General features: G+C 44.1%; 9 protein-coding genes. 7 read left to right on the forward strand and 2 right to left on the reverse strand.

Features of this window, described 5'->3' with window-relative positions; genetic code table 11:
• Window positions 1-397 precede the first annotated feature (397 nt).
• From HA044_RS05920 to recG, 6 genes are all read left to right on the forward strand, one after another.
• Window positions 398-2,242 carry an APC family permease gene (locus tag HA044_RS05920; protein ID WP_187540124.1) on the forward strand — a complete coding sequence of 615 codons (1,845 nt, stop codon included), beginning with the start codon at window positions 398-400 and terminating at the stop codon, window positions 2,240-2,242.
• Between the two features lie 719 nt (window positions 2,243-2,961).
• Window positions 2,962-5,481 carry a preprotein translocase subunit SecA gene (gene secA, locus HA044_RS05925; protein ID WP_187540126.1) on the forward strand — a complete coding sequence of 840 codons (2,520 nt, stop codon included), beginning with the start codon at window positions 2,962-2,964 and terminating at the stop codon, window positions 5,479-5,481.
• Between the two features lie 51 nt (window positions 5,482-5,532).
• Window positions 5,533-6,561: a 3-deoxy-7-phosphoheptulonate synthase gene (locus HA044_RS05930; protein WP_187540128.1), complete on the forward strand. Its 1,029-nt coding sequence runs from the start codon at window positions 5,533-5,535 to the stop codon at window positions 6,559-6,561.
• Between the two features lie 86 nt (window positions 6,562-6,647).
• Entirely contained in the window at window positions 6,648-7,013 is a 366-nt protein-coding gene (gene acpS / locus HA044_RS05935; protein ID WP_187540130.1) for a holo-ACP synthase, read from the forward strand.
• Window positions 7,000-8,112: an alanine racemase gene (gene alr / locus HA044_RS05940; RefSeq protein ID WP_187540132.1), complete on the forward strand. Its 1,113-nt coding sequence runs from the start codon at window positions 7,000-7,002 to the stop codon at window positions 8,110-8,112. The genes acpS and alr overlap by 14 nt, the downstream gene beginning before the upstream one ends.
• 60 nt (window positions 8,113-8,172) lie before the next feature.
• Entirely contained in the window at window positions 8,173-10,188 is a 2,016-nt protein-coding gene (gene recG, locus HA044_RS05945) for an ATP-dependent DNA helicase RecG (protein WP_187540134.1), read from the forward strand.
• 540 nt (window positions 10,189-10,728) lie between these two features.
• Here the strand turns inward: recG and HA044_RS05950 are convergent.
• Window positions 10,729-11,691, reverse strand: a complete 963-nt coding sequence (locus HA044_RS05950) for an asparaginase (RefSeq protein ID WP_187540136.1) — start codon at window positions 11,689-11,691, stop codon at window positions 10,729-10,731.
• Between the two features lie 64 nt (window positions 11,692-11,755).
• Between HA044_RS05950 and HA044_RS05955 the strand changes: the two genes are divergently transcribed.
• Entirely contained in the window at window positions 11,756-13,156 is a 1,401-nt protein-coding gene (locus HA044_RS05955; RefSeq protein ID WP_187540138.1) for a Cof-type HAD-IIB family hydrolase, read from the forward strand.
• A gap of 611 nt (window positions 13,157-13,767) precedes the next feature.
• On the opposite strand, the gene HA044_RS05960 is transcribed toward HA044_RS05955, so the two are convergent.
• On the reverse strand, window positions 13,768-14,220 hold the full coding sequence (locus HA044_RS05960; RefSeq protein WP_187540139.1) for a universal stress protein: 453 nt from the start codon (window positions 14,218-14,220) through the stop codon (window positions 13,768-13,770).
• Window positions 14,221-14,390 lie beyond the last annotated feature (170 nt).

Raw genomic sequence — 14,390 nt, forward strand, 5'->3', positions numbered from 1 at the left:
TATCAGCGTAGTAGAGCCCACTCAACCACTGCGTCTTGCTCGACAATCTAAAAATAATTGAGAGGCTAGGACTTTTGTCCCAGCCTCGTTTTTGCTTGGAAATTTTGATAAGAAGCTGCGCGAGCTAGGGTCGGTTTAGGAGATGGACAAGATGAAAATTTTATGAAATTATTACAATAATTTCATGATATAAGTTGACAGCTATAAAAAAAAAGAGTAGAATAACCCCAGTTTTATGAAAAGTGGAAGTAGGGCAGGCTCTTGTGCTTGCAGGTATAGTTTGTCCTACTCTTTGAGCTATGAATCGTCAGAAAGACGCGGTTGGCTTGTAAGATGACGATGATTGCTCAGAGGTTGGAGATTTTTCAGCCTCTAGATCTTTTTCAAGGAGTTTTTTATGTTTTCAACATTAAAAAAATGGTTTATTGGTCGCCCTTTGAAATCTGGTGCGGAAGCTGAAGGAGGCTTGCTTGGAAAAATGCAGGCTTTGGCCATGCTCTCAAGTGACGCCCTTTCCTCTATTGCTTACGGTCCTGAACAGGTCGTGTTGGTCTTGATGACGGTATCAGCAGGAGCCATTTGGTGGTCTCTTCCAATTGGGGTTGTGGTGCTGATTCTCTTAGCCAGCTTGACTATTTCCTACCGTCAAGTTATTCATGCCTACCCTCAAGGGGGTGGAGCCTACATGGTGACTTCGGAGAACCTGTCTCCCAAAGCGGGGCTGATTGCAGGTGGGAGCCTCTTGGTCGACTATATGTTGACGGTGGCAGTATCTGTTTCATCAGGTGCAGATGCCATTACCTCAGCCATCCCAGCCTTGCATCCATACAACCTTCATATTTCCATCCTGTTGGTCTTGATCTTGATGCTGATGAACCTGCGGGGTCTTCGTGAATCGGCTTCTTCCTTGATGGTTCCGGTTTATCTTTTTATTGTCAGTACCATTGCCTTAGTTGGCTATGGCTTTGTCCAAATCTTGACTGGCCAATTGCCTTACAATGCGACAGCTCATGTGGGGCAAACCATTTCAGGTGTTAGTGTCATCCTTTTGTTGCGGGCCTTTACCAGTGGTTCTGCCTCTCTGACAGGGGTTGAAGCCATCTCCAATTCAGTTCCTTTCTTTAAAAAACCAAAAGCCAAGAATGCGGCGTCGACGTTGACCATCATGGCCTTGATTTTGGGGATCATGTTTGCAGGAATTACCTTCCTTAATTACTGGGTTGGTGTGGTCCCTGCTAAAAATGTGACGACCTTGGCTCAAATGGCCCAAGCTATTCTAGGCAACTCTCCAGTTGGACAAGCTTTCTTCTATATTTTCCAATTATCAACAGCCTTGATCCTGGCAGTTGCGGCTAATACTGGTTTTTCAGCCTTTCCTATGTTGGCCTTCAACATGGCTAAAAACAAATACATGCCACACATGTATATGGAAAAAGGGGATCGTCTGGGCTATTCCAATGGGATCTTAACCTTGGCGATTGGAGCCATCGTCTTGCTTCTGATCTTTGATGGCCAAACAGAAAGTTTGATTCCTCTTTATACCATTGGGGTGTTCATTCCGTTTGCCCTTTCTCAAACAGGGATGGTCATTCACTGGAAACGCCAATACCAAAGAGGATTTTTCAAGTACTCGATCGCCAATATCCTTGGTGCTGCTATCTGTTACGGCATTGTCTTGATTCTCTTGCTCTTCCGTTTGCGTGAAATCTGGCCCTTCTTCCCTATTATTGGGCTCTTGCTATGGATGTTCTTAAGAATTCGTAGCCACTATGATAAGGTTGCTGCTCAATTACGCTTAGGTGCAAAGATCGAAAAAACAGACTATGCTGGCAATACCGTCATCGTTCTTGTCGGAAATGTGACCCAAGTAAGTGTTGGAGCGATGAGTTATGCCAGCAGTTTGGGAAATGACATCGTGGCCATGCACGTTTCTACAGAAGAAACCAAGGCTAAGGATACGGAAGTAGCTGAAGAATTCAAGCATTACTTCCCAGATATTCGTTTTGAAAATGTTATGACGAGCTATCGGGATATTATCCAGCCAACCGTTGAATTTGTTGCAAAAGTAGCCGAAGAAGCAAAAGCCAAAGGTAATACCGTTACAGTTTTGGTTCCCCAATTCATTCCTAAGAAACATTGGCAAAATATCTTGCACAACCAAATGAGTTTGAAATTGAAATATGCTCTTCGTTGGCACGAAGAAGTCGTCGTCGCCAGCTATTCTTACCATTTGTCACAATGATCGAATGGTCTTCCAAAGATGTCTGTTCTAGCAGGCATTTCGGATTGAAAGCAAAGTTGTCTTAGAAACTTTCCTTAGGTGAGTACGGACGTCAGCGAACTTCTTCGAAGTTCCATGACTTAGTTTTGGACCTAAGGTTCCAAAACTCCCGAGTGCTAGAAACGTTATTGTTTCTAGCACTTTTCTCACGGCGGAAAGTTTCAGTGAATGTTTGAACCACCTGAATAGTTCCTTTCTCATTTTAATTTTATCCGCATCGCTTAGGTTGCTTTATGTGAAATATAACTTGTCTACAATTAAAGGAGGCTGGGACAAAAGTCCTAGCCTCTCAATTGTTTTTGGTTTGTCGAGCAAGATGCAGTGGTTGAGTGCTCAAAGCACTGCTTTGAGGTGGCGGATAGAACTTGCAAAGCAAGTATCCTAAGTTTTTGTTCGCTTTTTAAGCTTCAAAGATGCCCTATGTTGACGGAAACTATGTTTCCTTTATCTGCAACCTTCAACAGTCTCCCAGACTGTTGAAGCTGTGCGGAGGTGGGACGACGAAATCGAATTCTAACGAAATACCGATTTCTGTCCCACTCTCTTTTTTGAATCTTTTTACGCGGGAAAATCCGCTTAAAAGTCCTGTAAGATACAGTCTTAATCTTGAAAAAATCTTTAAAAAATGCTACAATAAAAAGAACGTTTTAGATTTTGAAAGATTCAAAGTAAGGAAAAAAATGGCAAATTTAGTAAAAACAATTATTGAAAATGATCGAGGCGAAATCAAACGTCTTGAAAAAATGGCGGACAAGGTCTTTTCTTATGAAGATCAAATGGCAGCGATGTCTGATGACGAACTAAAAGCAAAAACTGCTGAGTTTAAGCAACGCTACCAAGATGGTGAGTCTTTGGATGACCTCTTGTACGAAGCTTTTGCAGTTGTTCGTGAAGGGGCAAAACGTGTGCTTGGTTTGTTCCCTTATAAGGTTCAGGTTATGGGGGGAATCGTCCTTCACCATGGGGATGTTCCTGAAATGCGTACAGGGGAAGGAAAAACCCTGACTGCGACCATGCCTGTTTATTTAAATGCCCTTTCTGGTAAAGGGGTACACGTTGTTACCGTCAATGAATACCTTTCTGAACGGGATGCAACTGAAATGGGTGAGCTCTACTCTTGGCTTGGCCTTTCAGTAGGGATCAACTTGGCAGCTAAATCTCCAGCTGAGAAAAAAGAAGCCTACGAATGCGATATCACATACTCTACCAACTCAGAAATTGGTTTTGACTATCTTCGTGATAACATGGTTGTTCGTGCAGAAAACATGGTGCAACGTCCGTTGAACTATGCCTTGGTCGATGAGGTTGACTCTATCTTGATTGACGAAGCCCGTACACCTTTGATCGTCTCTGGTCAAACAGCTTCTGATACAAGCCAACTTTACCACATGGCTGATGCTTATGTGAAGACCTTAAATGAGGATGACTACATTATTGATGTGCCATCTAAAACTATTGGTTTGTCAGACTCAGGGATTGATAAGGCGGAAGAATACTTTAAGTTAGAGAACCTCTACGATATCGACAACGTGGCTCTTACTCACTTTATTGACAATGCCCTTCGTGCTAACTATATCATGATCTTGGATATCGACTATGTGGTCAGTGAAGATCAAGAAATTCTGATCGTTGACCAATTTACGGGTCGTACCATGGAAGGACGTCGTTATTCAGATGGCCTCCACCAAGCGATTGAAGCTAAAGAAGGCGTACCCGTTCAGGAAGAAACCAAAACTTCTGCATCGATTACCTACCAAAACCTCTTCCGTATGTACAAGAAGTTGTCAGGGATGACAGGGACAGGGAAAACGGAAGAAGAAGAATTCCGTGAAATCTACAACATTCGCGTCGTTCCAATTCCAACCAACCGTCCGATTGCTCGGATTGACCATCCAGACCTTCTCTATCCAAGCTTGAAATCAAAATTCAAGGCCGTTGTGGAAGACGTGAAGGCTCGTCATGAGAAAGGTCAACCAGTCCTAGTCGGTACAGTTGCCGTTGAAACCAGTGATTATTTATCTCAATTGTTGGTACAAGCAGGTGTTCCTCACGAAGTCTTGAATGCGAAAAACCACTACAAAGAAGCGCAAATCATCATGAACGCTGGTCAACGTGGTGCGGTTACGATCGCAACCAACATGGCCGGACGTGGTACCGATATCAAGCTCGGTGAAGGAGTTCGCGAACTCGGTGGACTTTGTGTCATCGGAACAGAACGTCACGAAAGCCGACGGATCGATAACCAGCTGCGTGGTCGTTCAGGACGTCAAGGAGATCCAGGGGAATCTCAATTCTACTTATCACTTGAAGATGAATTGATGCGTCGTTTTGGTTCAGAGCGGATCAAAGCAGTTCTCGATCGCTTCAAGTTGAGTGAAGAAGAATCCGTCATCCGTTCGAAGATGTTTACCCGCCAAGTAGAGGGGGCTCAAAAACGGGTCGAAGGGAACAACTACGATACTCGGAAACAAGTCCTTCAATACGATGATGTCATGCGGGAACAACGTGAAATTATTTACGCCCAACGTTATGATGTCATCACGGCGAACCGTGACTTGGCTCCTGAGATCAAAGCCATGATCAAACGGACCATCAAACGGATTGTTGAAGGAGCCAGCCACTCAAGCAAGGAAGAACGCGTTGAAGCAATTCTGAACTTTGCCAAATACAATTTGGTTCCTGAAGATACGATTTCTGAAAACGATATTGAAGGTAAATCTGACAAGGAAGTTATTGATTACTTGTATGCACGTGCAGAAGAAATCTATGCCAGCCAAGTAGCGAAATTGCGAGATGAAGAATCTGTACAAGAATTCCAAAAAGTATTGATCCTTCGAGTGGTAGACAGCAAATGGACAGACCATATCGATGCCTTGGATCAATTGCGGAACGCTGTTGGACTTCGTGGTTATGCTCAAAATAACCCAGTGGTAGAATACCAATCTGAAAGTTTCCGTATGTTTAATGACATGATCGGATCGATCGAATTTGATGTCACTCGTCTGATGATGAAAGCTCAAATTCACGAACAAGAGCGTCCACGTACGGAGCACAATATTTCAACAACTGCGACACGCAATATTGCAGCACAACAACAAGACATTCCAGATGATATTGACTTGTCACAAGTGAAACGCAATGACTTGTGTCCTTGTGGATCTGGTAAGAAATTTAAAAATTGTCACGGACGTAAATTTTAAGAGTCCTCTTCAGCCAAGAGAGGAAGGGTCTAAGTAGCAAAAGGAGGCCGTATGGTATTCGTTACGAAGAGCACTAAAATTGATGAAAAAGAAATTACGTCGCTTTACCGTTTGGAGGGCCCTGCCTTGGAGCGGAAAGAAGCGCGTGATCGTGAGTTAGAAGCGATTATCAAAGGGGAGGACCAACGGATTCTTCTAGTGATTGGTCCTTGCTCATCTGATAATGAAGAAGCGGTTTTGGATTATGCTCATCGCTTGGCAGACTTGCAAGAGCAAGTCAAAGATCAGATTTTTATCGTCATGCGGGTCTATACGGCTAAGCCTCGAACCAATGGGGATGGTTACAAAGGATTGATGCACCAACCAGATACACATGGTGCACCAAGCTTTGTGGATGGTCTGAAGGCTGTCCGTCATCTCCATTACCGTGTGGTGACAGAAACTGGTTTGACAACGGCAGATGAATTGCTTTACCCAAGCATCCTACCTTATGTGGAGGATCTGATTTCCTATCACGCCATTGGAGCGCGCTCGGTTGAAGACCAAGAGCACCGTTTTGTGGCAAGTGGGATTGCAGCACCTACAGGGATGAAGAATCCAACTTCAGGAAATCTTTCGGTCATGTTCAATGCGATTTATGCAGCCCAACATCCAAAAAATTTCTTGTTCAATGCCCAAGCCGTGGAAACATCAGGAAATCCTTTGGCCCATGCGATCCTTCGTGGAGGCTTGGATGCTAGTGGTAAGAATATTCCAAATTACCATTATGAAGATTTGCTTGCGGCAGCCAAACGCTATAGCGAAATGGGCTTGCAACATCCCTTTATCCTTGTGGACACCAACCATGACAATTCTGGCAAACAATTCGAAGAGCAAGTACGGATTGTGAGAGAGACCATGATGAACCGTGCTTGGAACAAGGAGTTAGCTTCCTTGGTTCGTGGTTTCATGATTGAATCCTATCTTGAAGATGGTCGTCAAAATGAACCGGTAGTTTATGGTCAATCCATCACAGACCCTTGCCTAGGTTGGGAAAAGACAGAGGCTTTGGTCAAAGAAATAGCAAGCATGAATCAGTAAAAGGCAGGGGCGGAAGGAGTGATTCTTTGGCCCCTTCTCTTTTATCAGTTAGACGATACTGAAACGATAACAAAGGATACATCAAGATGATCAAAGGACATGGCATCGATATCGAATCGATCGCTGCGATTGAAAAAGCCTATCAAAAGAATACCCGATTCGCTGAAAAAGTCTTAACTGAGGCTGAGCGGGAGCGCTTTGAGGAATTGTCTGGGAAACGAAAGATGGAATATTTAACGGGCCGCTGGTCCGCCAAAGAAGCCTTTTCAAAGGCAATGGGGACTGGGATTGGACCAGTTGGTTTTCAAGATTTAGAAATTTTAAATGATGCCCATGGAGCTCCCTATTTTTCTAAGTCCCCGTTTTCTGGGAAGGTTTGGGTTTCGATCAGTCACAAGGGTGATTTGGTATTAACCAGCGTCATTTTGGAGGAAGTAGATGAAAGCAAGTAAACATAGACCAACAGTTGCTACAGTCGATTTGGATGCCATTGCCTTTAATGTGCAGCAAGTCAGTCGGCATATTCCAAGCCAAACTTTAAAATATGCAGTGGTGAAGGCCAATGCTTATGGCCATGGAGTGGCAGCTGTGACGAAGAAATTGGCGGCTCAAGTGGATGGCTTTTGCGTGTCCAATATGGATGAGGCCCTTGAAATCCGTGAAGAGGGCTTAGACCACCCCATTTTAATTTTAGGAGTGGTCCCAACTGAAACAGTTGATTTAGCTAAAAAGTATGACATCAGATTAACGGTGGCCAGCCTTGCTTGGTTGAAGCACTTATTGGCAGAAGAGCCAGATTTTTCAGGATTAAAAGTTCATATCAAGGTAGATTCAGGAATGGGGCGGATTGGATTCCGAAAAATCGAAGAGATCAAAGAGGCAGAAGGCCTGCTCTTAGCAGCTGGAGCTGAAGTTGAAGGAATTTTTACTCATTTTGCGACAGCAGATGAAGCAGATGATCGGAAATTTCAAGACCAATACCACTTTTTCAAAGAAGTATTGGCTGCTCTTGAAAGCCTTCCTCCGATTGTCCATGCTAGTAATTCTGCCACTTCTTTGTGGCATCCTGATACGATTTTCACAGCTGTACGTCTAGGAGATGTCATGTACGGTTTGAATCCGAGCGGTTCTGTGCTAGCCCTGCCTTATGAAATCAAGCCGGCCTTGAGTTTGGTGAGTGAGTTAGTTCATGTGAAACAGTTAGAAGCGGGTCAAGATATTGGTTACGGGGCTACCTATACGACGGATGATGCCCAATGGATTGGGACGATTCCCATTGGCTATGCGGATGGTTGGATTCGGGAAATGCAAAATTTCCATGTCCTCATTAATGGAGAGTTTTGTCCCATTGTTGGTCGTGTTTCGATGGATCAGGTGACGGTTCGCCTGCCACATGAATTTCCTTTGGGAACCAAGGTTACCTTGATTGGACGAGATGGCGAGAAGGAAATCACTGCAACAGAGGTTGCGGACTACCGTGGCACCATTAATTACGAAGTGGTTTGTCTCTTGAGTGACCGGATCCCTCGTGACTATACAGGTGAAGAATAAGAAAAAGCAGGTGGAACTTTCCCAGAAGGACCTGCTTTTTTATCAAAGAAAGGAGGAGCAATGAATTTACACCAACCCTTATCCGTACTGCCTGGTGTTGGCCCCAAATCAGCGGAGAAGTTTCAAAAATTAGGGATTGAAACTCTAGAGGATTTGCTTTTGTACTTCCCATTTCGCTATGAAGACTTTAAAACGCGCAATGCCTTAGAGTTGGAAGATGGTGAAAAAGCTGTTATCTCTGGGCTTGTAGCAACGCCAGCCAATGTTCAATATTACGGCTACAAACGAAATCGCTTGCGCTTTTCGATCAAACAGGGAGACCAAGTCATTGCGGTTAATTTTTTCAACCAACCTTACCTAGCAGACAAAATCGAGATCCAGCAGACAGTGGCGATTTTTGGGAAATGGGACAAGGCCAAAGGCAGTTTGACGGGCATGAAACTTCTGGCCCAGGTGGAAGATGATTTGCAACCGGTCTATCGAGTGATGCAAGGAGTCAGCCAAAATAGCCTGGTAAAGTTGATCAAAATAGCTTTTGATCAGGGATTGGATCAACTCTTGGAAGAGAATTTGCCCCAAGTTTTGCGGGATCGTTATCAGCTTTTGTCACGCTCGAATGCAGTGCGAGCGATGCATTTTCCGAAGGACTTGGCAGAGTATAAACAAGCCCTTCGTCGGGTGAAATTTGAAGAACTCCTCTTTTTCCAGTTGCAGCTTCAAGTGTTAAAAGAAGAAAATCACGATGCCAGTCAAGGGATTTCCTTGGCTTGGAATCCAGAAAAATTAGCAGAACGAAAAAAACAGCTCCCTTTTGAGCTGACACAAGCCCAAGAAACAAGCTTAACTGAAATCTTGACAGATATGGCTTCTCCATACCATATGAATCGGCTCTTGCAAGGGGATGTGGGAAGCGGGAAGACAGTTGTGGCCGGTCTTGCTATGTATGCTGCCTTAAGTGCTGGGAAGCAAGCAGCCTTGATGGTGCCAACGGAGATTTTGGCAGAGCAACACAAGGAAAGCTTGCAAAATCTTTTTCCAGATTTGCCAATTGCCCTTCTAACAGGAGGGTTAAAGGTGGCTGAGAAACGAGAAGTCTTAGACGAGATCGCTTCTGGCAAGGCTCAACTGATTGTGGGAACACATGCCTTGATCCAAGAAGGAGTTCACTACCAAGATCTTGGATTGGTCATTATTGATGAGCAGCACCGTTTTGGGGTTTCTCAGCGACGTATTCTCCGAGAAAAAGGCCAAAATCCAGACGTCCTGATGATGACGGCGACTCCTATCCCCCGGACCTTGGCCATTACGGCTTTTGGAGATATGGATGTGTCAATGATTGACCAGATGCCTGCTGGACGAAAGGAGATCATTACGCGTTGGGTCAAGCATGAACAGTTAAAAGTGGTCCTCGACTGGTTGGTAAAAGAGCTCGTAAAAGGTTCTCAAGCCTACTTTATCTCTCCCTTGATCGAGGAGTCAGAAGCGCTAGATCTAAAAAACGCCCTTGCGCTTCAAGAGGAGTTGGAAGCCTTCTTTGGTAAGCGGGCGCGCGTTTCTCTTCTTCACGGGAAGATGAAAAGTGAAGAAAAAGAGACCATTATGCAGGCCTTTAAAGAGCACCAAGTTGATGTTCTAGTATCCACGACCGTCATTGAAGTAGGAGTCAATGTGCCTAATGCGACTGTCATGGTCATCATGGATGCAGATCGGTTTGGCCTTAGTCAACTCCATCAGCTTCGAGGTCGGGTTGGTCGGGGAAATAAGCAATCCTATGCCATCCTAGTTGCCAATCCTAAGACGGACAGTGGCAAACAGCGCATGAAAATCATGACCGAGACGACCAATGGGTTTGTGCTGGCAGAGGAAGATTTGAAAATGCGGGGTTCAGGTGAAATTTTTGGAACCCGTCAATCGGGGATTCCAGAGTTTCAAGTAGCAGACCTGGTTGAAGATTACCCCATCCTTGAGGAAGCGCGGAAAGTCGCTAGCCAGATCGTAACGACGCCAAATTGGCGAGAACATCCAGACTGGCATTTGCTCTATCTTTATCTGGAAAAGCAAGAACATTTAGATTAGAGTATAAAAAGCGAGCAGAGGCTGGGACAAAAGTCCTAGCCTCTTCTTGTTTTTGGATTGTCGAGCAAGACGCAGTGGTTGAGTGGGCTCTACTACGCTGCTTTCATCAGCTTTTACAGCCCTACTCAACTGTGCGGAGGTGGGACGACGAAATCGAATTCTAACGAATGACCGATTTCTGTCCCACTCTCTACTCACTTTTATGATTGCATTTTACGGGCTTTGTATCTTGTTAAATTGCGACAGGACAAAGGTGGATCGATATCATCCACCTGAGGAGTTAGTGAGTCGTGTAGGCAAGGCACCCTAGTTCTTGCCGTTACACGAATTGAACACTGGCTGCGGATTGTGTCAAAAAACGCCAACTATACTAGTACTAACTGCAAGACACAGTAGCTGATTGGACTCTTCTCTCGCTTATAAGCTTGGAAGAATCCTAATCAGCCTTGTGGTGGCAGGACAACGAAGCATTCCTATACAACAGTGCTTCTGTCCTGCTCTCTATTTTGACTGTATCCGCTACGTCCTTTGTATTTGATACTACCCTTCGATATATTCTTTGAGTTCTTGTCCTTTGAGACCGGCATTGAGGGCGATGAGGAGTTTGATACGTGCTTTGGGGGCGTTCAATTCTTTGATAAAGAAGACGCCTGATTGATGGAGTTGGACACCGCCTCCGTCGTAGGCATAAACGGGTTCAGCGATTCCATTGAAACAGCGTGACACTAAAGCGATTGGGAGCCCTGCATCCATGAATTCTTGGAGTTTATGGGCTGTTTCTTTGGGAATATTCCCAGCTCCAAAGGCTTCGATAATGAGGCCGTCCAGTTTAGCTAGATCCAGCATATCCAATAAGTCTGTTTTCATTCCTGCATATGTCGAAATAATGGGAATAAAACCTTCGATCTTGTCGAGATCAAAGCGAACTCGAGGCTCTGCCGTCTTGAAAAATAGAATCTCTTTTTTCATAACTAAGCCGAGTGGCCCGTGTGTCGGCGTCTGAAAGGTGCTGACGTTGGTGGTGTGCGTTTTGGTAACATATTTAGCTGCATGAATTTCATCGTTCATGACGACTAAGACACCTTTATCGCGTGCTTTTGGATCGGCCGCCACTCGAAGGGCTGTCAGAAAATTGTAGACGCCATCGCTTCCAAGTTCATTGGAACTTCGCATAGCACCTGTAATGACCACAGCGATCTCTGGTAACTCCATGGTATCCAAGAAATAAGCCGTTTCTTCCAGCGTATCTGTCCCATGGGTGATGACGATACCGTCGTAGTTGTGGGCTTCCTCTTTGATTTTTTGATATAGGGCTAACATGTGACGAGGAGTCATTTGAGGGCTAGGAAGGTTGAAAAAGTCCTCTGAGGTGACTGCAATCCCTTCAATTGGTGAAGTGACTTGGGTCATAGGATTGACTTCATTGGTAATCACTGCCCCAGAGTCATCCGCTGCCATCGAAATGGTTCCACCTGTATGGAGTGCTAAAATTTTCTTAAACATGTGAAGCTCCTTGGAATATGTGATATAATTTATTTTAACATAAAAAGAAAGAAACAGTAGAGAGATGGAAATAAAAGCAGTCTTTTTTGATATTGATGGGACCTTGGTTAATGACAGCCGAGCGGTCTTGAAATCAACAGAAAAAGCCATTCAATCCTTAAAAGAAGAAGGAATTTATGTTGGACTTGCGACTGGTCGAGGTCCAGCCTTTGTTCAACCGTTTATGGAGCGCTATGGCTTTGATTTTGCGGTGACTTTTAATGGTCAATATATCTTTACCCAGGACCGTGTGCTGTTTACGAGTCCAATTGATAAAAAAAGCCTGCATCAGTTAATCGACTATGCTCACGAACACCGTAAAGAAATTGCTCTTGGAACCAAGGACGGGGTATTTGGCTCTCGAATCATGAGCTTTGGGATGAGTCCTATTTCGATTTGGTCTAGCCGCTTTGTTCCGCGAAAAATGGCCCGTACAGTGAGTCGAGGATTTAACAAAGTGGTGAGTAAAGTAGTTCCTCAAGATCAAAAGCATCTCTATACGATAGCTCAAGAACCAATCTATCAAGTATTGATTTTATCAAGTCCTGAAGAGACGGCAAAGATTGAAAAAGAATTTCCTCATCTAAAATTCACACGTTCCAGTCCGTTTGCTGCAGATGTCCTCAATCCAGGGATTTCTAAACTAGAAGGGATTCGCATCGTTGGCCAGGAGTATGGCTTTGACATCGATGAGGTCATGGCTTTTGGTGATTCGGACAATGATTTAGAGATGCTTTCAGGTGTTGGTTTGTCGATTGCGATGGGGAATGGGACCACAAGCGTCAAAGCGATTGCCAAGCATACAACAACCAGTAATGACAAGGATGGTATTGAAAAGGCCTTACAACATTTTGGAATTCTCTCTGGGAAAGAACTCTTTCTTTCTAAAGACGATCATTTCAATAAGGTCAAGACCTTCCATGGCGTGATGGATGGGGCAACTCAGGAAAAACCAGTTGTCTGGCAACCTCAGGATGCCCTCTATCGGACCATGTTTAAGCAAGAAGAGCTGGTAGAATTTATCCGAGCAGCTAGTAGCAGTGAGGAAGAGTTTGACCGCTCGGTGGTGGCCCTTCATGAAGCGATTGAAACGGCTGCTGCCAAGGTTCGTAGCAAGCATCCAGCTGAAATTTCTATGACAGGGCAAGTGGATGCCTTGATCGACACGCTGTACCTGACTTATGGTAGCTTTGTTCTAATGGGAGTTGACCCAGAAGAGGTCTTTGAGATTGTTCACCGTGCCAACATGGGTAAGATCTTCCCAGATGGAAGAGCCCACTTTGATCCGGTAACTCACAAGATTTTAAAACCAGATGATTGGGAAGAAAAATATGCCCCAGAACCTGCTATTGAAAAGGAACTGGAGCGCCAACTAAAGGCCTACGAAAAACACGCCAAACAAAAAGAAACACCAACAGACAATTAAAAAACTCTAACAGATACCATTAAAGTCTTATTCCTAAGAGTTTTTGCTATATGCTATACAATTTCTAAAAAGGAAATTTCTTATTGTCTACATAAAGCAAGCTAGGGAATGAAGAAAAAATTAAACGAAGATATTCTATTAGGCTCATTCAAAAGTATACTGAAACTTTCCGTCGTGAGAAAAGTGCCTGAAACAATAAAGATTCAGGCATTCGGAATTATTGAGACCTTAGGCTCAATAATTAGTCATGGAACTTCGAAGAAGTTCGCTGACGTCCGTACTCACCTAAGGAAAGTTTCTAAGAAAAGTTTATCTTTAAAAAAGAGGCTGGGACAAAAGTCCTAGCCTCTCAATTGTCTTTGGATTGTCGAGCAAGACGCAGTGGTTGAGTGCTCAAAGCACTGCTTTGAGGTGGCGGATAGAACTTGCGAAGCAAGTATCCTAAGTCTTTGTTCGCTTTTTAAGCTTCAAAGATGCCCTATGTTGACGGAAACTATGTTTCCTTTATCTGCAACCTTCAACAGTCTCCCAGACTGTTGAAGCTGTGCGGAGGTGGGACGACAAAATCGAATTCTAACGAATTACCGATTTCTGTCCCACTCTCTTTTTAGTTACATGGTTTTGTCTTTGTCACGTACCACTAGTAAGTCGACCTTGGCGTGGCGAAGGATATATTCTGAGGAGGATCCGACCATAAGGCGTTCAAAGGCATTGAGTCCAGTAGCTCCAACCATAATCAGGTCAATTCCTTCTTTACTTGGGATATCATTTGCCAGGAGCACTTTTGGATTTCCCATCTCTACCACAGTGACTACATTTTTAACCCCAACATTTAGAGCGCGTTCTTTGTACCCTTGAAGGAGCTCTGTGGCTTCTTTTTGCAAGGCTTCGTAGACTTCGGCATCAAAGGTTGAGACGCTTTGTAGTGCACGTGTGTCAATCACATGAGCAATGGTCAATTTGGAGCCATTGCGAAGAGAAACATTGACCCCCTTTTCAAAGGCCAACTCGGCTTCATGCGAACCGTCAATTGCGACCATAATGTTTTCGTATGTTTGAGACATGTCTCTACCTCCTTTTTAACTTGAAAACAGGGACTAGATACCAGAAGGATCCATCCTTTCTATAATTGTATTGTATCTCTTTTATACTGGAATGTAAAGGTAAAGTCGTGCTTTTTCTTCTCTATTTTTTCCGAAAGTTTTGAAGGTATCAGATTGTACTCTCTCTGAAC

The organism is Streptococcus sp. IMAU 99161 (assembly GCF_014435245.1).
Classification (GTDB): Bacteria; Bacillota; Bacilli; order Lactobacillales; family Streptococcaceae; genus Streptococcus; species Streptococcus lactarius.

What these genes read in the sequence shown, in the direction of transcription:
- HA044_RS05920 (WP_187540124.1), top strand. Translation starts at nt 398, where the DNA reads ATGTTTTCAACATTAAAAAAATGGTTTATTGGTCGCCCTTTGAAATCT.
- secA (WP_187540126.1), top strand. Translation starts at nt 2,962, where the DNA reads ATGGCAAATTTAGTAAAAACAATTATTGAAAATGATCGAGGCGAAATC.
- HA044_RS05930 (WP_187540128.1), top strand. Translation starts at nt 5,533, where the DNA reads ATGGTATTCGTTACGAAGAGCACTAAAATTGATGAAAAAGAAATTACG.
- acpS (WP_187540130.1), top strand. Translation starts at nt 6,648, where the DNA reads ATGATCAAAGGACATGGCATCGATATCGAATCGATCGCTGCGATTGAA.
- alr (WP_187540132.1), top strand. Translation starts at nt 7,000, where the DNA reads ATGAAAGCAAGTAAACATAGACCAACAGTTGCTACAGTCGATTTGGAT.
- recG (WP_187540134.1), top strand. Translation starts at nt 8,173, where the DNA reads ATGAATTTACACCAACCCTTATCCGTACTGCCTGGTGTTGGCCCCAAA.
- HA044_RS05950 (WP_187540136.1), bottom strand. Translation starts at nt 11,691, where the DNA reads ATGTTTAAGAAAATTTTAGCACTCCATACAGGTGGAACCATTTCGATG.
- HA044_RS05955 (WP_187540138.1), top strand. Translation starts at nt 11,756, where the DNA reads ATGGAAATAAAAGCAGTCTTTTTTGATATTGATGGGACCTTGGTTAAT.
- HA044_RS05960 (WP_187540139.1), bottom strand. Translation starts at nt 14,220, where the DNA reads ATGTCTCAAACATACGAAAACATTATGGTCGCAATTGACGGTTCGCAT.